This window comes from Bacillota bacterium (assembly GCA_040755295.1).
Classification (GTDB): domain Bacteria; phylum Bacillota; class Desulfotomaculia; order Desulfotomaculales; family Ammonificaceae; genus SURF-55.
The window spans coordinates 92,750-115,033 of sequence record JBFMBK010000006.1 but is presented as its reverse complement, the minus strand read 5'-3'; the positions used below and the strand labels follow the sequence as shown (position 1 = coordinate 115,033).

The 22,284-nt window shown below is 53.9% G+C and carries 19 protein-coding genes; 16 read left to right on the top strand and 3 right to left on the bottom strand.

All coding sequences use genetic code 11. The features are described from left to right. Nucleotides 1-355 precede the first annotated feature (355 nt). From folP to AB1500_06505, 4 genes are all read left to right on the top strand, one after another. A complete protein-coding gene (gene folP, locus AB1500_06520; GenBank protein ID MEW6182817.1) occupies nucleotides 356-1,486 on the top strand; it encodes a dihydropteroate synthase in 1,131 nt (376 codons plus the stop codon). A gap of 325 nt (nucleotides 1,487-1,811) precedes the next feature. Further along, the gene (gene folB / locus AB1500_06515; GenBank protein ID MEW6182816.1) at nucleotides 1,812-2,186 is read left to right on the top strand and encodes a dihydroneopterin aldolase; all 375 of its coding nucleotides are present in this window, start codon (nucleotides 1,812-1,814) and stop codon (nucleotides 2,184-2,186) included. After that, a complete protein-coding gene (gene folK / locus AB1500_06510; GenBank protein MEW6182815.1) occupies nucleotides 2,171-2,680 on the top strand; it encodes a 2-amino-4-hydroxy-6-hydroxymethyldihydropteridine diphosphokinase in 510 nt (169 codons plus the stop codon). Before folB ends, folK begins: the two co-directional genes overlap by 16 nt. Beyond that, entirely contained in the window at nucleotides 2,668-3,441 is a 774-nt protein-coding gene (locus AB1500_06505; protein ID MEW6182814.1) for an NAD-dependent deacylase, read from the top strand. Before folK ends, AB1500_06505 begins: the two co-directional genes overlap by 13 nt. Nucleotides 3,442-3,525: 84 nt before the next feature. On the opposite strand, the gene AB1500_06500 is transcribed toward AB1500_06505, so the two are convergent. Genes AB1500_06500 through AB1500_06490 form a run of 3 tightly spaced genes read right to left on the bottom strand, consistent with a single transcriptional unit; the run spans nucleotide 3,526 to nucleotide 8,363 of the window. Further along, entirely contained in the window at nucleotides 3,526-6,606 is a 3,081-nt protein-coding gene (locus AB1500_06500) for an efflux RND transporter permease subunit (protein ID MEW6182813.1), read from the bottom strand. 4 nt (nucleotides 6,607-6,610) lie between these two features. Beyond that, nucleotides 6,611-7,717, bottom strand: coding sequence for an efflux RND transporter periplasmic adaptor subunit (locus AB1500_06495; GenBank protein MEW6182812.1), 1,107 nt, complete (start codon nucleotides 7,715-7,717; stop codon nucleotides 6,611-6,613). Further along, entirely contained in the window at nucleotides 7,710-8,363 is a 654-nt protein-coding gene (locus AB1500_06490) for a TetR/AcrR family transcriptional regulator (protein MEW6182811.1), read from the bottom strand. Before AB1500_06490 ends, AB1500_06495 begins: the two co-directional genes overlap by 8 nt. A gap of 1,168 nt (nucleotides 8,364-9,531) precedes the next feature. On the opposite strand from AB1500_06490, the gene AB1500_06485 reads away from it, so the two are divergent. From AB1500_06485 to AB1500_06430, 12 genes are all read left to right on the top strand, one after another. Next, on the top strand, nucleotides 9,532-9,834 hold the full coding sequence (locus tag AB1500_06485) for an NADH-quinone oxidoreductase subunit A (protein MEW6182810.1): 303 nt from the start codon (nucleotides 9,532-9,534) through the stop codon (nucleotides 9,832-9,834). Between the two features lie 101 nt (nucleotides 9,835-9,935). Beyond that, a complete protein-coding gene (locus AB1500_06480) occupies nucleotides 9,936-10,412 on the top strand; it encodes an NADH-quinone oxidoreductase subunit B family protein (protein ID MEW6182809.1) in 477 nt (158 codons plus the stop codon). Further along, on the top strand, nucleotides 10,409-12,067 hold the full coding sequence (locus AB1500_06475) for an NADH-quinone oxidoreductase subunit D (GenBank protein MEW6182808.1): 1,659 nt from the start codon (nucleotides 10,409-10,411) through the stop codon (nucleotides 12,065-12,067). The genes AB1500_06480 and AB1500_06475 overlap by 4 nt, the downstream gene beginning before the upstream one ends. Before the next feature lie 40 nt (nucleotides 12,068-12,107). Beyond that, a complete protein-coding gene (gene nuoH / locus AB1500_06470; protein ID MEW6182807.1) occupies nucleotides 12,108-13,199 on the top strand; it encodes an NADH-quinone oxidoreductase subunit NuoH in 1,092 nt (363 codons plus the stop codon). A 4-nt stretch (nucleotides 13,200-13,203) separates the two neighbouring features. After that, nucleotides 13,204-13,704: a 4Fe-4S dicluster domain-containing protein gene (locus AB1500_06465; GenBank protein ID MEW6182806.1), complete on the top strand. Its 501-nt coding sequence runs from the start codon at nucleotides 13,204-13,206 to the stop codon at nucleotides 13,702-13,704. Next, complete coding sequence (locus tag AB1500_06460) at nucleotides 13,704-14,225, top strand: NADH-quinone oxidoreductase subunit J (GenBank protein ID MEW6182805.1); 522 nt, start codon at nucleotides 13,704-13,706, stop codon at nucleotides 14,223-14,225. The genes AB1500_06465 and AB1500_06460 overlap by 1 nt, the downstream gene beginning before the upstream one ends. After that, complete coding sequence (gene nuoK / locus AB1500_06455; protein MEW6182804.1) at nucleotides 14,225-14,533, top strand: NADH-quinone oxidoreductase subunit NuoK; 309 nt, start codon at nucleotides 14,225-14,227, stop codon at nucleotides 14,531-14,533. The genes AB1500_06460 and nuoK overlap by 1 nt, the downstream gene beginning before the upstream one ends. A 37-nt stretch (nucleotides 14,534-14,570) precedes the next feature. After that, nucleotides 14,571-16,601, top strand: coding sequence for an NADH-quinone oxidoreductase subunit L (gene nuoL / locus AB1500_06450; protein ID MEW6182803.1), 2,031 nt, complete (start codon nucleotides 14,571-14,573; stop codon nucleotides 16,599-16,601). Next, nucleotides 16,598-18,118: a NuoM family protein gene (locus tag AB1500_06445; GenBank protein ID MEW6182802.1), complete on the top strand. Its 1,521-nt coding sequence runs from the start codon at nucleotides 16,598-16,600 to the stop codon at nucleotides 18,116-18,118. The genes nuoL and AB1500_06445 overlap by 4 nt, the downstream gene beginning before the upstream one ends. Beyond that, nucleotides 18,119-19,543 carry an NADH-quinone oxidoreductase subunit N gene (locus AB1500_06440; protein MEW6182801.1) on the top strand — a complete coding sequence of 475 codons (1,425 nt, stop codon included), beginning with the start codon at nucleotides 18,119-18,121 and terminating at the stop codon, nucleotides 19,541-19,543. It begins immediately after the preceding gene. Between the two features lie 216 nt (nucleotides 19,544-19,759). Continuing rightward, nucleotides 19,760-20,632 carry a hypothetical protein gene (locus AB1500_06435; protein MEW6182800.1) on the top strand — a complete coding sequence of 291 codons (873 nt, stop codon included), beginning with the start codon at nucleotides 19,760-19,762 and terminating at the stop codon, nucleotides 20,630-20,632. After that, the gene (locus AB1500_06430; GenBank protein MEW6182799.1) at nucleotides 20,632-22,251 is read left to right on the top strand and encodes a (Fe-S)-binding protein; all 1,620 of its coding nucleotides are present in this window, start codon (nucleotides 20,632-20,634) and stop codon (nucleotides 22,249-22,251) included. The genes AB1500_06435 and AB1500_06430 overlap by 1 nt, the downstream gene beginning before the upstream one ends. Nucleotides 22,252-22,284 lie beyond the last annotated feature (33 nt).

The window sequence follows — 22,284 nt, the reverse complement described above, 5'->3', positions numbered from 1 at the left end:
ATGGCGGTTGCCGGGACTGATTGCTCTTGACACTTTCAAGCTGGGAAATAATACTTGGAGGTATAGCACAGGGTTAAGAAGAACAACCTCCGGCATTTCAGCGCTAAACCTTACCGTAGAAAGACAATCCAACGTCTTTCGGCAGTCAAACTGAATAAGGGTTCCGAGACTGAAAACGGATATCGTATGCAAGATGTCAGAGGAAAGAATCTTTATAGAAATTCCTTGAGTTTTTTGACTTCCGACTTCCGGAGTCTACTTCTAAAGTAGCTAGGCGTAGTTTTGCAGCAGTCTCCAAGGAGGGATAACAGTGTTTAAAGTACGTGTAGTAAATCTGACAAACCGCGCCGAGGCGATGCGCGCGATGGCGGCGGTGGGGGCGGATGAAACAGGGTGCCGGATAATGGCGCCCAAGGCCGTTTTCCGTGTCCTTAGCATATCCGGATTGAAACCGGTGCAGGCGAACATCTTGAAACAGGAGATGCTGGCAAAGGGCGGGGAAGCGGCGGTTTCACGGGGTGTAATAACCCACTCGGTGCCCGTGTCAGACGTATTGCTGATGGGGACCCTTCGCCAGTACGAGGAGGTCTTGGCCAGACTCCGGATGCAGCCTTTCGGACTTGCCGGTCTCGGCGACAAGATCCGGAAAGCACTTCACAGCGTTGAAGGCCGTGATGCGTACCGTCTTGACTGCAGGGGCCGCGAGCTTGTGATCGGCGAGCGTACGTTGGTGATGGGGATTCTGAACATCACCCCCGACTCTTTTTCCGACGGCGGACGCTATAATTCAATAGAGGGGGCGAAAGCCAGGGCGCTTGAAATGGTCGACGCGGGGGTTGACATCCTTGACGTCGGGGGGGAGTCGACACGTCCGGGTTACACTCCTTTGGAGGTGCGGGAGGAACTGCGGCGCGTGCTTCCGGTTCTGGAAACCATTGCGCCCCTCGTACCCGTGCCCGTATCGATAGATACGTGTAAGGCTGCCGTTGCGCGGGCCGCCCTTGACGCCGGTGCAAACATCATCAACGACCAATGGGCGCTTGCCGATCCGGAGATGGCGCCCCTGGCCGCCTCGGCGAAAGCGCCGGTGGTCATGATGCACAACCGGAAGGGTACGGATTATGAGGACCTTATGGGCGATATTGTTTCCTATTTCGAGGAGCGCATCAGCCATGCTTTGGCGGCGGGCATCCCGGCTGAACATATCATCATCGACCCCGGGATCGGGTTCGCCAAGACGCCGTTGCAAAACATCGAGGTGATGCGGCGCCTCGAAGAACTGAATTCACTTGGTTTCCCGGTGCTTATAGGGACATCGCGCAAATCGTTTATCGGTTATGCGCTTGATCTTCCGGTGAACGAACGTCTTGAGGGCACAGCCGCATCGGTATCGGTCGGGATAATGAAAGGCGCGGATATCGTGCGGGTGCATGACGTTAAGGAAATGGTCAGGGTGGCCCGGATGACTGACACGCTGAAACCATAGTTACGAATCACGAATTTATTAACCGCCAAGACGCCAAGAATTTTATCCAGATGTTTCTTATTAGTGGTCTCTGCGTCCTGTTTGTGTAAGTCGCGAGTCACGATTAGGCGCTTAAACGCCAGGATATACGCAAGACGGCAATAAAAATAACCACAGAGACACAGAGCACACGGAGGGGAAAATTAAAATAGGGGTAATATTTTATTTGGCCTTGATATTTCTCAATTCTCTGTGAACTCTGTGCCTCTGTGGTGAAATATTTTTGGTTCCGGCTTTCTCTATTCTGACTTCTGGTTTCTTAATTCTAAACGGGGGCTTGTTGCTTATGGATAAGATTTTTCTAAAAGGAATGGCCTTCTTCGCCCGCCATGGGGTGCTCCAGGCGGAACAAGAGGTCGGGCAGCGGTTTTTAGTGGACGTGACGCTGTACCTTGATCTCTCGCCGGCGGGTGCCGCCGATGACATGGATAAAACCATAGACTACCTTACCGTGTACCGGAAGGTCGAGGAAGTGGTGTGCGGAAGGTCTGTGCGGCTGCTTGAGACGCTTGCGGAGTCAATAGCTGCGTCCGTCCTGAAATCGTTCGTAGTGCACGAGGTATGCGTTCGGGTGGAGAAACCGGGGGCGCCCCTCCCGGGCTGTTTTGAGAGTGTGGGAGTGGAGATATTCCGGAGAGCGCAACAGTGCCCGAAGGAATAACGGCCTATATCGGTGTTGGCTGCAACCTGGGTGATTGCACAAAGAACCTTCGTGATGCGATGAGGGTGCTCGGCCGGACCGAGGGGATAAAGGTCAGACGGGTTGCCCCACTTTACCGCACGGCGCCGGTCGGTATGTCCAATCAGCCGGAATTCCTGAACACGGTGGCGGAGGTTACCACCACTTTTGCCCCCCGTGATTTGCTGAATTCTCTTCTGCAGGTTGAGAAGGAACTCGGCCGGGTGCGGAAAGAGCGTTGGGGTCCGCGTGTGATAGACCTCGATCTGCTGCTGTACGGAGACGCGCATATCGTCGAGCCCGGTTTGGAGGTGCCGCACCCGCGGCTGGGCGACCGCGCCTTCGTAGTGGTGCCCCTGGCGGCGCTGGCGCCGGAACTTATTCTCTCGGGAGGCGTTACGGCGGCGGCACTGGCGGAAGAGCTCCGTAAAGCACAAAAGGTTGTAGAGGTGACGGGAACCGGGTGGGTGGATTAGGGATTCGGGACAGGGAGAAGATTATTAAAGCTGCGGAACTATTACGGGAAGCCTCTCGGGCTTACGCGTTCACCGGCGCGGGTGTTAGCACGGAAAGCGGTATACCGGATTTCCGCAGCCCCGGTACCGGGTTGTGGTCAAACCCCGAAATGATGTCCCTGGCAACCGGAGACGCCTTAAATCGCGAGCCGGTACGCTTTTATAATGTCTTTCTCCCTCAATGGCTGGCTTACCGTGAGGCGCAGCCTAACCCCGCGCACAGGGCGCTGGCGGAACTTGAAGCGCTCGGCCGGCTTTGTGGGGTTATCACCCAAAACATCGACGGTTTGCACCATAAAGCCGGGTCTAAATCGGTCTGGGAGGTGCACGGGCACCTGCGGCACGTTGTCTGTTCCACGTGCCGGATGACGGCTCCCTTTACAGTCGCCGAAGAAGCACTGGAAAAAGGGAAGCTGCCGCCGCGCTGCGTCTGCGGGGGCTTGCTCCGCCCCGATGTGGTGCTCTTCGGCGAGACAATGGCTCCCGATTTCAATCGTGCGCTTATCGTATTGCGTCAGGGATGCGACTTCATTCTGAGTGTGGGTTCAAGCCTCACCGTCTACCCTGCGGCTTCGCTCGTGGAGTCGGCCGGGCAACTGATTATCGTCAACCGCGAACCTACGCCCTGCGACGACCGGGCGTCGGTGATCCTGCGCGGCAACGCCGGTGAAATCCTGCCGGAACTGGTGAAAGTCGTAGCTCTTCCTGACGGTAACCCGTAAACCTCCAAGTAGAATAACATAAAAAAACCTTTGCCTCGGGCGGCAAAGGTTTTGCAAAGACTCTTTTTACGGCTATCCCCGGCCTTAAACTCCTGCCGTCACTTTGTTACGCCGGCCTAAAACCATATCCTTGACCGATTCCAGGATGCTGTAGATTACCGGAACGACGAACAGCGTTAGGAGCGTAGACAGCACAAGCCCGCCGATCAGCGCTATCGACATGCCCTGCCTTATTTCTGAACCGGCGGAAAGGCCCAGCGCTAAAGGCAGCATGGCCATGACCATCGCCGTCGTGGTCATAAGAATCGGACGCAACCTGACGGACCCCGCCCGCACCAATGCGTCTTTGACACTCATGCCGCTCCTTCGCGCCGTGTTCGCGAAATCAACAAGCAGGATGGCGTTTTTAGTTACCAAACCTATCAACATGATCAGGCCGACCATGGAGATGATGTTCAAAGTATTCCTCGTAAGAGCGAGCGCGAAAATGGCGCCCACCATGGCGAGAGGCACCGAAAGCCATATGGTCAGCGGCAGCAGGAAGGATTCAAAAATCGCCACCATAATCAGGTAAATAAAGATCAGGCTGAGCATCATGGCCGTGCCGAGGTCGGCCATGGACTCTTCAAACATCTGCTGCTCGCCGGTGAATGAGATGTTGACATCCGGAGGAGTCTTTTCACTGCTCAGTTTTGCCTTTACGTCGTTGACCACGTCGCCGAGCGGGCGTCCTTCGAGGTTTGCGCTTACGCGAAAGACCCTCTGCCGGTCGCTGCGCTCGATGCTTTTCAGGCCTGATTGCTGGCTGAACCGTGCCACCTGGCCCAATTTTATGATCTCCCCGGAATGGTTGGTAAGAGGCAAATCGGCAATAGCGGCGGTGTTGTTTCGAGTGTTCTCGTCACCGATCAGGCGGACGTCGTATTGGTCTTCGCCGTCGCTGTATTTACTTACCACATTGCCCGTCAGGTACAGGCCTACGGTGTTTATAACATCCCCGACAAGGATGCCGTGCGCGGCGGCGGTGTCCCGGTCGACCCGGATGTTGTACTCGGGTAAGCCGCTTGCTATGGAGGTGCGGATATCCTTTGCGCCGGTGGTGGAGGCTACAACCTCCCTAACCTGCTCGGTGACCTGTTTTAACTTATTCAGGTTGTATCCCTTTATCTCTATCTGGAGGGCGCCTTCTTCCGCCCCGCCGAACATTGAGGTTAAGACGATGCTTGACTCAAGCCCGGCCCGCCGGTCGGCGATCTCCTTGACCTTGCGTTTAACGGGGGTGCTTTTTTCGGCGCCCTGCTCTTTAAGGGTCACATGTAGTTCGGCTATGTTGCTTGATGATCCCAAGTCGGCTTGCCCAGACCCGTATCCAACAGAGGTGAATACGTCCTTTACCTCGGGGATGGTCCTTACCTCGTCCTCAATTCCCCGCACCAGGGAGTCCATCCGGTTGATGCTTGTGCCCGGCGGCGTGGTTAGTTTGAGTATGAATTCACCCCTGTCCAGTTTGGGAAGAAACTCCGTTCCGACCATGTGCAGCGGTATCATCGACAAAGAGGCGAAAAGAGCTGCTGTAGCCGTCAACAGTACGGCTTTTTTATGTCGCAGCGCCCACGCGATGCCTTTTTCGTAATCCCTGCTCAATCTGTTTAAAAATTTGTCAAAAACCTCGGTAAGCCAGAAAACCCCGCGGTTTTTTTCCACCTTAATCAGGCGGGAGGAGAGTAATGGGATCAATGTAACGGCTACCACAAGGGAGAGGAAAGTAGCGCACGCGACCACCAGCCCGAACTCTCTGAAGATCATCCCTGCGATACCGGGCACCAGCGCAACGGGCAGAAAAACCACCATTAAGGTCAGGGATATGCCTACAACCGCGATGCCTATCTCACGACTGCTTTTTAGCGCCGCCGTCAGCGGGCTTTCCCCTTGCTCCATATGACGGTGGATGTTTTCCAGTACCACGATGGCGTCGTCGACGATTATCCCGACCACCAGCGCCGCGCCGAGGAGGCTCATCAGGTTCAATGAAAAACCTAATGAGTATACGAAGATGAGAGTGCTTACAAGTGAAACGGGAATGGTCATGAGGATTATCAGTGCTCCCCGCCAGCTTCCAAGGAAAAGGAAGATGACAAAGGCCACGATCAGAACGGCCATCAACAGTTCTTCCTGGATTCCCGTCAGCGATTCTTTAATGAACTCAGAAGAGTCGTAGGCCAGGGTAACATTCACGCCGAACCTTTTTTCTATTTCGGTAACGCTCTGTCTGATCTTGTCACTCGTTTCGATGGTGTTGGCGTCGGACCGCTTAAACACCATTAGTCCTATGCCCGGCGAGCCGTTAAGCCTGACCATGCTTTGGGTGTCGGCAAATGTATCGCTGACCCGCGCCACGTCGCGAACGTAGACCGGACCTTCTTTCCTTTCTGTTATTATGATGTTCTCGAGTTCCTTGAAGTCCGCGACTTGAGTTTTTATCCGCACGACGAATTTTTCGCCGTACTGTTCCACTTTGCCGGCGGGAGTGTTTTTGTTGTCCGACTGCAGGCCGGACATCAGTTGAAGAAGAGATACCTTATACGCTTCCAGGCGGTCCGGCTGCGCCTCAACGCGTATTTCCCGTTCCCTGCCGCCGACCAGCATCACCCTGCCGACGCCCTTTACTTGCTGGAACTCGGGCTGAATCGTGTCTTTAACCAATTTGTAGATTTCCGCCTCGGGTAGATTGCCGCTGACGGACATCTGTACTATGGGAATATCATTGAGGCTGAACTGCTGTATAGTGCCCGGCTCAACGTCCGGGGGGAGTTCGTAGACGGTGGCGTTGTATTTGCGCTGCACCTCGTTGATCGCGACGTCGGTATCGGTATCCATCTTAAACCCGATCACCACCGTGGACAAACCTTCCTGGGAATAGGAGGAGAGGGCATCCAGGTTGTTCAGGGAAGACATGGCGTCCTCGAGCGGTTTGGTCACCTTCCGTTCGACGTCTTCCGGGCCTGCACCGGGGTATGGAACCGATATGAGCACGTACGGAATCTCCATTTTCGGCAAAAGGTCAGCCGGTATCCGTCCGTAGCAAACAAGCCCGAGGATGAAAAGCGAGATAAAAACTACGGTGATTAACGAAGGGCGACCAAGGGAGAGTTCAGTGATTTTCATGCTCTTATTCCCCCTCGGTCACGGCGGTGCCGTCCCGCAAAAGGCTTTGGCCGAACGTCACAACCCTGTCCCCTGGTTTCAGCCCGTCCACGACGGCTATATTTCGGTCATCGGCTTCACCGGTTTGTATGCGGGTTTTAACCGCTTTCCCGTTTTTAACGCAGAAAACCTCCGCTTGTCCGGATTCTTCCAGAGTAATCACGGCTTCCCGCGGAATGATGTTCCGTGTGATCTCTGCGGTGCGGAGTCTGACGTTACCGAACATTCCCGGTTTCAGCTGGGAGCTGGAGCCCGCCGGGAGGGACAATTCAAGCGGGTACGTGAGATTATCGGGATCTGCTTTACTGCCTATAGAGGTTACCGTACAGGAAAACTCCTTACCGTTATGCGTAGAGGTGATAAAAATACCGCTTTGTCCCGGCTTAGCCAATTTCAGTTGACCGGCGTTAAGATTCGCCTTGACTTTGAGACTGGAGTCGTCAACCACGGTCATCAATTCTTGGCCCGGAAAGACCGTCTGCCCCAGTTCCACGGAACACTGCACGACGCTTCCCGAAAACGGAGCGACTACTTTAGTATCACTCAACGCTTTACGAGCCAGTTGGTTGTCCGATAAAGCGACGTTATAAGCCACTTGCGCGCTTTGCAGCATAAACAGGGCATCCTCGTATTCCGCCTGGGATACGGCTTCCTGTTTGTAAAGTTCGTCCACCCTGCCGAACGCTGTCTTTGCTTTCTCGAGGTTTAGCCTGGCCGAGGCCAACTGTTCCTGGGACTTGGCTATGGTAAGTTCCTGGTTTTCACTTTCCAGGGTACCGACAACCTGACCGGCTCTAACGCGGTCACCCGTCCGAGCCCCTAGAGATACTATCGCGCCCTGCGTTTCGGCGGTGAGCGCAATCTCTTTCGCGCCGGCAACCGAACCGCTGACGTCCAGGGAGGGATGTATGCTGCCTGGGGAAACAACGGCCGTCTTAACAGCGACGGGTTTTTCTTTGGCCGGACCTTCCTCGGGTTTAGGTTTCTCAACGCCGCCGGATCGGCCAATAAACGCCCACAGTGCGGCGCCGAGGATAATTACCATTGCGAGTACGACACCCTTTTTAACCATGATTCTGCTCCTCCCTGATTTCGACTCCATCCCAAAACATATCAAAATGGCTGTAGAATATCGAAAGCATATCGGCTTTATCCGGCTTGGACAGCCAGGCGAATAAGGTATGATAATACATCCCCACCAGCACCGAGGAAAGCTGGTACGCGCTCCAGCGGGCGGAGACCTGCCCGCGATCCATTGCGTCTTCAAAAAGAGGTGTGAGGCAGAGCTTGAAGTTCTCCAGCAACTGCAGTTCCTGCTCCAGGAGCGATGAACGCAGTATTTCCACGATCGTTATCTTCAGCAGGTCAGGTTCCTTGTCAATCCGGGCAATTAAGTCTTCAAACATAAGCTTTAAGCGTTCGCGAAAATCCGACACATTGGCATGGCGCGCGATGCTTGCCTTAAACAGTTCCATCTGCTCCTGGCCGACGTGGAGGAGGATATGTTCCTTCCTTGGGAAGTAGTTGTAAAAGGTTCCCTTAGCGATACCGCAGGCCGTGGTAATCTCTTCGACGGTAACGTTTTCGTAACCGCGGTCCTTGAACATTTTAAGGGCCTGCATATAGATTTCGTCCTTCAGCTCTTTCTTACGGCTTTCTCTAAGACTTTCCCTTAGGTTTTCCCTGAACAGAACAGTCACCTCCCCTGAAAACGGCACTTCTTCTGCTGGGCGTCGCGATAAGCCTCGCAAAGCTACGTCAGCTTGGCATTTGAGAGGTGAGATGTGGGAGGTTAGAAGTGAGATTTCTTTAAAACTCGCACTTCCCATTTCTAACTTCGCACTTCTCAATACGCTCCGGCCCGTCCTTATCAATCTTCCTTGCTCTGCTCGCTTCTTACGGCGTTTCGTTTGTGTTACACTAATGCGGCTAAGCAGCAGGCTTACGAACCTATATTTTCATTCCTCGTTGTTCGCAAGCGGCATGGGAGACTCCCTCGAAAACTCGTGACTTTATTCATTTTATGACTGGGGTCATAACCATTATTATCTACCTTTGTTCCCGGTATTGCAAGTTAAATTTTTGTTAATACAACATAGAAAAAACTTAATACTTGTTCAAGCGGGTGGCAACGCGGCTAAGAACGGGTCAAGGCTGCTGGGACGCCCGTTTTCTTAAACTTTTTTGTTATGTGATGAAGCTTTAAAACGTTCCGTTTAAGCCGTGAGGCTGCATCTCGCAAACAAAATGTTGAAAGCGGGTTGGGTTTGTATTAAAATTAGGTGAAAATATTTTTGTAAGAATAGGGAAAGACGTTCCGGTTCGGATTGAACCGTTCAATGCCTTATTGGTTCTTGTCCATAACGCCGGCTCATAAGCTTTTTCATAGAACGGTCTTTTGGTGAAGGTTCGATCCTAGTTGACGAGGCGCTGAGTCTCTTATGCAGGCCATATTTTCTTGAGTATAAAAATCGCTGTTGGAAGTTCGGTATAGAAAAACAGTGGTTTCTATACGTTTTTCATTCATAATGAACACGGGTTCGGAGGTATAGTTTAAGCAATCACGGCAAAAAGGGAGGTGGTAAGCGTCGCCGGGACACCGAATATGCAGACGGGTCAAGCGCAGCACACTCCAAAGGGTGTGCTACCCTATGGCAGGAGCAACAGCTACCGAAGTTCTCCCGTTTGGACAAACGGAAAAGGGGCGGTATGTCCTTTAAAGCCGGTATCATGGCCAAAAGGGGCGATTCATAACCTTAAGGTTGAACCGTCTCCTTGCCTGAAACTCAAGGGCATAAGCGCATTCTTTTCCCTGGAGGTGGAGATTACTTGCATCAGGATTATGCAACCCTGGCTATTTATCCTTTGATAGTAATCGGTTTTTCCATGTTTATGCTGGCTTTGGCCTGTGTTATCCGGGCAAAGCCGAAAAAGACCCCGTTAAAACAGTCTCCCTACGAGTGCGGCGTGCCGACCCGTGGTGAGACGTGGGTACGCTTCCGCGTGGCCTATTATCTGTACGCCCTGGTATTCGTAGTCTTCGATGTGGAGACTATTTTTCTTTATCCTTGGGCGGTGGCCCTTAACCGGTTGGGTCTCTTTGCGTACATTGAGGCCGTAATTTTTATCTTGATCCTGCTGGTCGGTTTGGGTTACGCCTGGAAGGAAGGAGCACTCGAATGGAAGTAGATGAAAAGGTAACGGAAAAGAGTGCCTCTCAGGCGCCGGAGGGTCCGGTCTTCTACATCCGGGACCATATTCGCCAAGAAAACCTGGCAGCAATAAAGAAGATGACCATGGAGCGCAACGTTCTTGTCGCCCCCCTGGACCTGGTATTCAACTGGGCGCGCAAAAGCTCGTTATGGCCGCTCGGCTTCGGTCTCGCTTGCTGTGCCATCGAGATGATTGCGACCTGCATGGCGCGCTACGATATTTCCCGGTTTGGGTTTGAAATCCTGCGTCCCTCTCCCCGCCAGGCGGACCTGATGATCGTTGCCGGAACGCTCACCAAGAAGATGGCGCCGAGCGTCAAGCGGCTGTACGAGCAGATGTCTTCCCCCCGTTATGTGCTTGCGATGGGATCCTGCGCGATAAGCGGGGGGCCGTTTCGCGACTCCTACAGCGTGGTCATGGGCGTGGATGAGGTTCTTCCGGTGGACATATATGTTTCCGGGTGTCCGCCACGGCCCGAGGCTTTGCTTGAGGGGTTACTGCGACTGCGGGAGAAGATTATGACGGAATCATGGCAGGTGAGAAAACGGGTATGAAAACGAAAGATGCAGAGAAGAAAAAAGCGGCGTTGTCAAGGCGCTTCGGTGAAGGAGTCACCCTTGACCTTTCCAAGGACGGGGTCCTCGAGGCGGTAGCGGCTCCGGAAAAGGTTGAGGAATTGCTTCGAACGCTGAAAGACGACTACGACTTCCACCAGCTTCACGATCTCACCGCGGTCGATTATATCAAAGACAACCGGATAACGGTGGTTTACTGGTTGATGAACCTTGAAAAACCAGACATGATGGTGGTCAAGGCGCCTCTTGACCGGGGCCAGCCGGAGGTGGCGACGGCCACCGGCGTTTATCCGGCAGCCAACTGGCTGGAGCGGGAGGTCTACGATTATTTCGGGGTAAGGTTCACCGGCCATCCGAATCTCACCCGGATGATGATGTGGGAAGGGTTTCAGGGGCATCCGTTTCGAAAGGATTTTGATGCGTATAACCAGGCGCCCCCGGAAAACGACCCGTTTGATACGACTTACCTTGATTTATCGCAGGGCTCCTTGCAGTTAACTCCGGTTTCGACGGGCGAAGGGAACGGCAATGGCACCCCGAGCACCTTCATTCTGAATTTCGGGCCTCAGCACCCGTCGATGCACGGGGTTTTCCGCGCCGTGGTTGAGCTGGATGGGGAAACGATCGTCGATCTGAAACCTGTCCTCGGCTATCTCCACCGCGGCCTGGAGAAGATAGTGGAGAATCGCACCTGGGCGCAGGTAACCCCTTACACCGATAGGACGGATTACCTTGCGGCGATGAACAACAACCACGTATATGTCCTGGCAGTGGAAAAGCTTGCCGGAATCGAGGTTCCATTAAGGGCGGAAATCATCCGGGTGATCATGACGGAAATAGGTCGGATTCACAGTCACCTCATGGCGATCGGCTGTATGGGCATGGACTGTGGCGCACTAACGCCGATGTTTTATGCGTGGCGGGAGCGCGAAACGATATACGACCTTTTCGAGATGGTCTGCGGCGGGCGCTTGCTTACAACCTATTTTAGAATAGGCGGCGTGGCGAGGGATCTGCCGGACGAGTTTTTGCCGCGTTTGAAAAAGTTTTTAAAGGAAATGCCGGGACATATCGAGCAGTATAACAACATTCTGAGCGGGAACGAGATCTTCCAGATGCGCTTGAAGAAGGTTGCGCATCTTACCAAGGAGATGGCGATTAAGTACTCGATCACGGGGCCAATACTGCGTTCAACCGGCATCAACTATGACGTGCGGAAAAACGATCCGTATTCGCTTTACAGCCGTTTCGACTTCAAGGTGCCGCTCGGGAAGAACGGCGACGCCTGGGATTTTTATTGGCTGCGCATTCTCGAAATGTGGCAGAGCCTTCGGATTGTCGAGCAGGCTCTCAATTACCTCGAAGAGGTCGGTCCGGGTCCCGTTCAGGCAAAGGTGTCAAAGGTGCTTAAACCTCCGGCCGGCGAGGCATACGTACATATCGAGTCGCCCAAGGGAGACCTGGGATGTTATCTCGTTAGTGACGGTGGGACCAATCCTTATCGCTTCCGGTGGCGTCCGCCGCTTTTTATAAATCTTCAGTCTCTTCCGGAAGTCATACGTGGCTGGAAAATCGCGGACTTCATCGCCATTTTTGCCGGTTACGACGCCGTCATGGGCGAAGTCGACCGCTAACTCTTAGAACGTTATAGCTGTGGTAAAGGGGTGAAAAAGTGTGCCGGAAAAAGGTTTAAACGCTTACCCGGCAGTTGTGGAATGGCTCACGGGTTTCGTGCCTGACTGGTTGGCTGAAGCGCTTTACCGGGTTGGCGCGGGCCTATTGATCTGTATTTTGATTGCTACTCTGGCGCTGGTGCTGGTCTGGATGCTGCGGAAGGTTATTGGTCACATGCAATGCCGGCTCGGGCCGCGCGTCACCGGTCCGTTCGGTTTGCTGCAGACCGCCGCCGATGCTCTTAAGCTGATGCAAAAAGAAGACATTATTCCGGCTAACGTTGACAAGTTCTTATTTCTTCTTGCGCCTTATGTGACCTTCTTTTCCGCCGGGATGGTTTTCATGGTGCTGCCCCTCTCGCCAACCTGGATCCTGAATGACCTGGAGGTAGGGGTGCTCTTTTTCGTGGCCTTCGGTTCGCTGGCGAGCTTCGGGCTGCTTATGGGCGGTTTCAGTTCCTATAACAAGTACTCCCTGGTTGGCGGGATGCGATCGGTCGCCCAGGTGGTCAGCTACGAGATACCGATGGTGCTGGCGCTGTTAGGATCGGTCATGCTGGCCGGCAGTCTTAGCACCCAGCAGATTGTGGTAGCGCAGGAAGGATTGTGGTTGGGCTTTATACCGAAGTGGTTTATATTCTTGCAACCGCTCGGTTTCGTTATCTATTTCCTCTGCGGGCTCGCGGAGACCGGCCAGACTCCGTTCGATCTTCCGGAAGGTGAATCTGAGCTGGGCGCGGGCTATAACACCGAGTACAGCGGTATGCGCTGGGGCCTGTTCTTTTTGGCGGAGTTCGCCAATACCTTTGCAGTTTCCGCGATGGCGACCACGCTGTTCCTGGGTGGCTGGCAGGGGCCGGTATTCGCGTTCTTGCCGTGGCTCTGGCCCTTTGTGTGGTTTATGGCCAAAGCATTGGCCGTAACGTTCTGTATGATGTGGGTGCGTAGTACATGGTTGCGGTTCAGAATCGACCAGATGATGGACTTCGCGTGGAAGATACTGGTCCCGCTGTCGCTGCTCAACATCTTCATAAGCGCCGGTGAGGTGGCTATCATTCAGAGCGGCATTATAGCTCGTTGGATTGGTGGGTGATGAGATGGCGCATGGAATAGGAGCATTAAAAGGATTGCGGGTAACCCTGGGGGTTTTACTTACAAAACCGATCACCATTGAGTACCCGTTTAAAAAGGTTAAATTTTCGCCTGTGTACCGGGGCGGATTTGCCTTCCACCCGGACAGGTGCAACGCCTGTAAATCATGTCAGACCTCTTGCCCCAACAAGGTGATTACGGTAACGGGAGAGCGGGGCGAGGATAAAAAGATGCGTCTGGTCAGGTACGAGATGGACCTGAATTATTGCTTGTACTGCGGTTTCTGCGTTGACGCGTGCAACAAGGACGCCATAACAATGACCGATCAGATCGATCTGGCGGCCTATGAGCGCGGCTTTCTGAGCATGGAGCTTTTCAAAGGGCCTTCTATCGGCCCCGCGGGCGGTTCAGGCGCCGGAGGGGGAAAAACGGCCAAAGATGCCGGGGCTCCGGCTAAGACCGGAGGAAGTACGGCTGAAGAGGGCCAAGGGAAGGTGAGCCGGTAATGGATGCACAAATATGGGTCAATGTAGCTTTTGCCGCCATGACGGCCATGGTCATAGGCGGGGGTTTGGGTGTGGTATTCTTTCGGAATATCTTTTACGCAGCGGTGTCAATGGTCGTCTGTTTCCTTGGCGTTTCCGGGATTTACTTCAGCCTTCAGGCGGATTTCCTGGCAGTAATGCAGGTTCTTATTTACATCGGTGCCGTGGCCATTGTGATAGCCTTTGCCATCATGCTTACACGCCGCGGCCGGATGGTTGATACCAACCGGTTTACGGGGAATCTTACCCAAGTGGCTTTGAGCCTTCTGGTAGTAGGTATACTCGGAGGTGTTTTGATTCAGTTAGGTATCAACACCCCGTGGAAGATTTCCGGCGCGGCCTTACCTCCCGACCTGACGCGGTTTCTGGGTGAGGCCATGATGAGCCGGCTGGCGATTCCGTTTGAGATCGCGGCGGTGCTTTTGCTTGTAGCCCTGGTGGGCGCGGTGATGGTGGCCTTGGAGGAGGTGCACAAGTCCTGATGATAACGCTACCATGTTATTTCGGAATAAGCACGTTGCTTTTTGTGATAGGGTTGTTCGGCGCCCTGACCAAGAAGAACGTGATTGTGGTGTTGATGTGCATTGAGCTGATGCTGAACGCGGTTAATATGAACTTTGTGGCTTTTTCGCGGTTCATGGATCCCGGGGCGCTGTTGGGGCATCTTTTTGTCATTTTCACAATAGCCGTGGCTGCTGCGGAAGTGGCGGTAGGCCTTGCGATAGTGATCGTGCTCAACCGTCACCGGGATACCGTGAATCTCGACGACTTCACCTGGCTGAAGGGTTAGCCGGGTAGGAAAAAGGAGGAAAGGCGGAAGAGATGCTATGGAATTGTGGCAACTAGCTTGGCTGGTTTTGTTCTTACCACTTGCGTCCTTTCTGATAATCAGTCTGGTTACCTTACCCTACCGTAGACTAAGCGGTTTGGTGACCATATTCGGAATCGGAGCCAGCGCGGTGCTCTCAATCTATTTGTTGATCCACGTTCTGGCCGACCCGCATATGCATGCGTATCAGGACGTATGGCACTGGCTTACGGTGGGCAAGGTCCAGATAGACTTTGGGATAATGGTCGATCCTCTCGCGGTAATGATGATGACAGCGGTTACCGTTGTAAGCACTCTGATCCAGATATATTCCCAGGCCTATATGGAGGACGACCCGGGGTATTCGAAGTTCTTCGCTTTTATGGCCCTCTTCACTTTCTCGATGCTGGGCATCGTCCTGGCGAACAACCTGTTGATGATTTACATCTTCTGGGAAATGGTGGGCCTGTGTTCTTACCTATTGATCGGTTTCTGGTATTTCAAGCCGAGCGCCGCTGCTGCGGCGAAGAAGGCTTTTGTGGTCACCAGGTTCGGTGACTTCGGTTTCCTGCTCGGGATTCTGTTGCTTTTTAATTATGTAGGTGCCTTTGCTTACGATGATGTGGTGCGCGTCATCGAAGCCGGCGGGATACCGCCGGCCGCGCTGAGCGTCTGCGCCGTACTGGTGTTCTGCGGAGCGATAGGCAAGTCGGCGCAGTTCCCGCTTCACGTCTGGCTCCCTGACGCGATGGAAGGCCCGACCCCGGTCAGCGCGCTGATTCACGCCGCGACCATGGTCGCCGCCGGCGTTTACATGGTGGCCAGGATTTACGGCCTCTTCAGCGCAAGCGACCAGGCCATGACGGTGATAGCGTACATCGGCGGCATCACCGCCTTCCTTGCGGCTACGATGGCGATGGCGCAAAGCCGTATGAAACGGATTGTCGCTTACTCCACGTGCAGCCACCTGGCCTACATGATGATGGCTCTAGGCCTGGCTGGCGGGTTTACCGCCGGAGTCTTCCACCTCATTATGCACTGCTTCTTTAAAGCCTTGCTGTTCTTGTGTTCAGGCGCGGTGATGTACTTGTACTTCCACGAAGAGAACATCTGGCGCATGGGCGGATTGTACAAGTACATGAAAATAACCGCCATTACGATGATCCTTGGCGGCCTTTCCAATGTGGGGCTGTTCCCGTTCTCCGGATTCTTCAGCAAGGATGAGATCCTGGCGGTGGCCAGGAGCGAGAATATGTTCCTCTATATTCTCGGATCACTTGTCGCGTTGTTCACGGCTATATATACCTTCCGGTTGATCTTCACGGTCTTCTTCGGACCGCGCTCCGAATGGTCCCCGGTCAGTCACGGACACGATCATGGTCATCATGAACTGCCGGACATCGGGAACGTGCGCCCGAGCCAGGTCGCGCTTATGGAGGCGGTAGACCCGGCTGCCAGGGCGCAATCGGACAGACACCTTAAAAAAGAACCGCTGACAATGACGATTCCGCTGTCGATCCTGGCCGTGTTTGCGGTGTTTGCCGGTTTCTGGGGGTGGCCCGGGCTGGAAAACGGGTTTTCCACGTATATCTCCTGGGGCCACGGACACGGCGGGGAGCACGGGTTCGATTTAGTGGTTGCGGTTGCTTCAAACATCATAGTGATAGTCGGCATGCTGATTGCCTGGGCCGTGTACGGCAAGCGGAAAAACGCGGCCGACCCGCTTTCGGAGGTGCCCGGGTACAAGTACATTTACAGGTTGTTTGAGCGCAAGTACTATGTCGACGAGATTTACCTCTGGTTCATCCGTAAATTCATTGACGGCGGCGCCGCGGTATTGGCCTGGTTTGAAGAGAATGTGTTTACAGGGGTTTGTGCCAACGGCATCGGCTCGTTATTTATGGAAATAGGCCGCAGCTTCAGACTCTTCCAGAACGGTTGGGTGCAGCGCTACGCACTGATCCTGTTCCTTGGGGTTTTGGTGCTCGTAGCGATTCTGGTTTTGAATGAACCCGACCTGGCGGTAGCGATTGGGGGTGTTGTGAAATGAGCTTTCCGGTGGTAAGCGCGACGTGCTTTGCACCCCTGGTCGGGGCGATTATTGTGACCTGCATTCCCGCTGCGCGCAAAGAGACCATACGATGGGTGGCGGCTGTTTCTACGGCTGTATCGCTCGGCCTGTCGATTTACATGGTGTTCGCATTCAATCTTGCCGCGGGCGGCGTTCAGTTCATTGAAAAGGTAAGCTGGTTGCCGACCTTCGGTATCAACTATAGTGTCGGCGCGGACGGTATCAGTGTGATGCTGTTGCTCCTCACCGCGATCGTCGGTTTTACGGGGGTATTCGCCTCCTGGGGGATTCAAAACCGGGTGAAGGAATTCTTCATCACCTTTTTGTCCCTGACGTTTGCCTGTGCCGGCGTTTTTGCCGCGCGGGATCTCTTCCTGCTCTTCGTCTTCTTTGAACTGGCCGTCCTGCCGAAGTTTGTTTTGATTTCGGTCTGGGGCAGCACGAAGAAGGAGTATGCGGCGATGAAACTCGCCCTGTACCTGTCACTCGGCGGGGTAATCACCATGCTGGGTATCCTGATCCTTTACTTTACAGCGGGCATTAACTCACTGGACCTTACCGAGCTTGGTAAACACAGCTACACCCACGCCCAGCAGGTATGGTTGTTCGCGCTGTTCACCTTGGGGTTTGCGATCCAGGTGCCTATAGTTCCACTGCACTCATGGCTGCCGGACGCCCACACGGGTGCGCCTACAGCAGGTAGTATGATCCTGGCCGGCGTGGTCATGAAGTTGGGCGCCTACGGTATAATCCGGGTGGCGCTGTCGCTGTTCCCGGAAGGTGCGGTCCAATGGTCGTACCTGCTCGGCGTCTTGGCGGTGATCTGTGTCGTGTATGCCGCATTCACGGCCATGGGCCAGAAGGACCTGAAGTACATGATCGCCAACTCGAGCATCAGTCATATGGGGTACTCGACGCTCGGAATCGCTGCTCTTACATTAGGAGGCTTGGCCGGTGCGCTCCTCCAGTTTTTCGCGCACGGCATCATGGCCGCCCTCAACTTTGCTATTGCCGGTATGACCTACGACCGTACCCATACCCGTATAATGTCCGCCATGGGCGGCTTGGCACAGGTTATGCCGGTGCTCGCGGTGGCCTTCGTCATCGGGTCGCTGGCTTCGGTAGGTCTTCCCGGAACCGCGAGTTTCTGGGCGGAGTTTTCGGTTTTCGTCGGGTCGTTTCAGATATATCCCGTCCTGTCTCTTATAGCCATATCGGGCATTGTGTTTACGGCGTATTACATGCTCCGGGCGGTTCAGAGGGTATACTTCGAGCCGCTTAAAGTGAAGGAGTTTGCCAAGCTGCCCGACGCCAGGTGGTATGAATGGGTCGTCATCTCGGTGATAATCTTCTTTATCGTTGCCGTGGGTGTTTATCCCTCGCTGATGATGAACCTGGTCATCAGCGGGTTGAATCCCATCATGGATAACCTGAAGGACATTGCACCGGCCGCAAGTAAGTTCACCTGGCTGGCGACTTGGGGAGGTGTTCAATAGATGGGCGCGGGTTTGCTGCTTCCAGAAATCATCCTTTGTGTCGCCGGCCTGCTGGTACTGAGTGAGCGGTTGGTGGTCAAGGTCACGCCGCAACGCAAAGACGCCGCCTGGTTTGGGGCGGGCGCCGTAATTATTGCGTTGTTCGCGGCCTTTAATCTGCTTGGCACAAACGTAACCGCTTTCTACGGGAGCTACCGGGTTGACGACATGGCCGTCTTCTTTAAAATCGTCGCTCTTTCGGCCGCCGGCCTGACACTGTTGTTTGCACCCGATTATCTATCCAAGAGCGGGGTAAAAACGGGTGACTTCACGGCGCTGGTGTTGTTCGGAGCGGTGGGTATGATGCTTCTTCCGTCCGCGCTTGACTTCATCACGCTGTACATCTCTCTGGAGTTGATTAGTGTAACTTTTTACGTGTTGATTGCGATCCAGAGGAACGCTGTAAAGCCGGCTGAGGCGGGACTGAAATATCTGCTTCTAAGCGGGCTTTCCTCGGCCATTCTGCTGTACGGGATGAGCCTTATCTATGGCCTTACGGGGAGCACTTACCTGGCGGCTGTAAGGGAAGCGTTCAGTGCCGGACAGTGGTCGATACTGGCAGGTGTCGGCTGCCTGATGATTCTTGCCGGCCTTGGGATGAAGATCTATCTCATTCCGTTCCACATGTGGGCGCCGGACGTTTACGAGGGGGCTCCGTCACCGACGGTGGCGTTCCTGGCCAGTGGGTCGAGTGCCGCCGCACTGGCTGCGGTACTACGGGTTTTCGGCGAAAGCTTCGCCGGATTAAACGGGTTATGGGCGCCGATACTGCTGATATTGGCCATAGTCACTGTCGCCTTCGGAAACATCGTGGCTCTGCCGCAGACGAATGTCAAGCGTATGCTGGCCTACTCCAGTATCGCCCATGCCGGGTATATCCTTCTGGCGGTTGTCGCCGGAGGGCGTAGCGGCACGGCGGCCGTGATGTACTACACGCTGCTCTATGCGGTCTCTGTGGTTGCGGCCTTCGGGGTGATAAGCGCCTTTGAGGAGATATCTGCCGGAGAGCGTACCAGCTTCGCGGGGCTGGCCCGCAGGGCGCCTTTCCTTGCATTTACAATGATGGTCGCCCTTGCCTCACTTGCAGGGGTTCCACCGCTGGCGGGCTTCATGGGTAAATTTGCGGTATTTGCAGCGGCGGTGCAGAGCGGGTATATGGTGATGGCGGGGATTGCGTTGCTCTTAAGCGTGGTCTCGATCTACTATTACTTCCAGGTCATTAAGGTGATGTATGTGGATGAACCACCCGACGCGGCTCCAATTTCTTACGGTTTCGGGACTTTTGCCGCGTTGCTCCTGGGACTGGGAGGCATCATCGGACTGGGGGTCCTGACGGGGCCGCTGCTCCAGCTTGCTACCACGGCGGCCGGTTTTGCACGTTTCTGACGTCGGTAATACATTGCCTAAAAGCGAAAGCCGGAATGTGTTAATAATATAGGGTTTGCGTTATGAGATCCTAATCACAAGAATTTTTAGCCGGAGGGCGGAAGCAGCCTTCCGGTTTTTTTATTTTGGTCAATTATTAAAATTAATTGCACTCGGCGCCCTTGTTTGATATAATAGTCAGAAAATTATGAATATTCTGACAAAGGGGGTCTGAGGATGGGTGTTACCGTGTACTTAGCTTGGGTTTCTGTAGCCGTATTCGTCTTCATGCTGTTTTACAGGGCTTCCAAGATTTCGTCCATGCCACAAAATCTCCGGTGGGAGCTTTACCCCATTCCCGGCGAAAGCGGCTCTTACATGGAAGAGGTGGACTATTACAAGAAACCGGTACACCATAATCGTATCGCCGGTCTTTTAGAGATGGGTAAAGAGGTCTTCTACCTGAAAAAGGTTAAAGAGCACAACAGGTTCGGGCTCTGGCCTTTTTCCTTTTGCATGCACTGGGGAATTTATCTGCTGTTTCTCTGGGTTTTGCTTTTGCTGGTAGAAGGGATTTTTGGGCTGGATGCCATCTCTCCTGTCACCAATGTTATCGGAAAGATTTCCTTTGTGATCGGCGCTTTTGGTTCCTTGGGGCTGATGTTTAAAAGGGCCGGAGTTAGGAAACTTGCGCTTTATACGACTCCCGAAGATTATTTCAACCTTCTTTTCCTGTTTGCCGTATTCATTACCGGAATTATTTCATGGTCTAATGATCCGTCTTTGGTATATCCCAGGGCGTACATCAAAGAGGTAATTACCCTGCAGGCCGCGCCGGTACCGCTGCCGGCCGTTGTGCTCCTTAACTTCGTGCTTATTGAACTTTTCCTGATCTATATGCCTTTCTGCAAGCTTTTCCATTGGTTGGCGAAATACTTCACCATCGACAAAACCATCTGGGACGACGCCTTTAAGGTGAAGGACTCTCCCCAAGATAAAAAGACGCTCAAACAACTGGGTTACATCTGTAATTGGGCCGGACCGCATATGGTTCCGGGAAAAACGTGGCTGGACGAGGCGCAGATTGTTGACGGAGGTGAAAGTAAATAATGGGCAAAAAAGATATAACCTTTAATGATATGGCCCGATTGGATGACGAGCCGCTTATATCCCTGAGGATAGAGGAATTGATGAGCGTGCCCAATCTGGGTGTAGAGCCCCCGATTCAACCCCCTCCGGAGAAGTGGAGCGCCAACTATGATTTTTCGCTGGACGGGCATGCCGCCATCGGTTTGCCGAAGCCAAAGAATGAAGAGGAGAAGGCAAGGCTGGTAAGAGGATTTCTCAGCGGGCTCGGTAAGCTCTTCGACCCCCAGAACAACTGGACTTTTTTAAAGCTCCTGAAGCTTACGACGGATTACTGCATGCGCTGCCAGACATGCTCCGAGGCATGCCATGTGTATATGGCGAGCGGGCAGCAGGAGATTTATAGGCCCACGTTCCGGTCGGAGATATTGAGACGGCTCTATAAACGGTATTACACGCCGGGCGGTAAGCTTCTCAAGTCCTTAGTCGGCGCGGACATCGACCTTAATTACAAAATGGTGGTGAGACTCGTGGAGTCCGCCTACCGCTGCAACATGTGCCGGAGGTGCGCCCAGGTCTGCCCGATGGCCGTGGATAACATGGTGATCGCCAGGGAGATAAGGAAGCTATTCAACCAGGAGATGGGCATCGGTCCAACACCCTTGTTTGGTAAAGGCACACGGAACCATCTCAAGACGGGCTCTTCGACCGGCATGAGCCCCGCGGGCTTCAAGGAGACGATAGAATTTATCGAAGACGATATCGGTGACAGGACCGGAAAAAAGATAAAGATTCCCCTGGACAAAAAAGGCGCCGATATTCTGCTGATCCATAACGCCGGCGAGTATCTGTCCTGGCCTGAAAACCCCGGGGCTTTCGCGGTGCTGTTTGACGCCGCCGGGATAAACTACACCCTTAGCAGTGAGCACATAGGGTACGACGGGGTGAATTACGGCCTTTTCTGCGACGATGCGGAATTGGCAAGGATAGCCTTGAAGCATCTCGTGATCGCCAAACAACTGGGGGTCAGAAAGGTAGTCATAGGCGAGTGTGGCCACGCCACCAAGACCTATTGCGTAATCACCGACAGGGTCTTCCCGGGCGACCTCAGCATATCCGATCTTCCCCGGGAGAGCTGCCTGCCGCTGTTCTGGGAGATAGTAAAGAGCGGCGTTGTTAAACTCGACCCGTCGCGGAACAACTTCCCGACGACCCTGCACGATTCCTGCAACATAGCCAGATTAATGGGGATCGTCAGGCCGCAACGATACGTTACCAGAGCGATCTCGCCAAAATTCAGGGAGATGACGCCGAACGGCGCGAATAACTATTGCTGCGGCGGCGGCAGCGGGTTCGCCATAATGAACGACTTTAACTTCGCGCAGTGGCGGAAAAAAGTGAGTGAGCGAATGAAAACGAAGCAGATCCTTGAGGCGTTCAAGGACTGCCTTGACCCGGGCACCGAGAAGTACGTCATCGCGGCGTGTTCCAACTGCAAAGGGGCGATGCGGGACATCATCGGTCACTACAAGCTCTGGGACAAATATAGAATCACTTACGGCGGCCTGGTGGAACTGATCGTCAATGCGATGGTCGATCTGCCGAAGCCGTTTCTCGAACTGGAGTTCATGGGCTCGGAGTAATCAACGGAGCTTTAATTTTAACTGAGTAGAGCC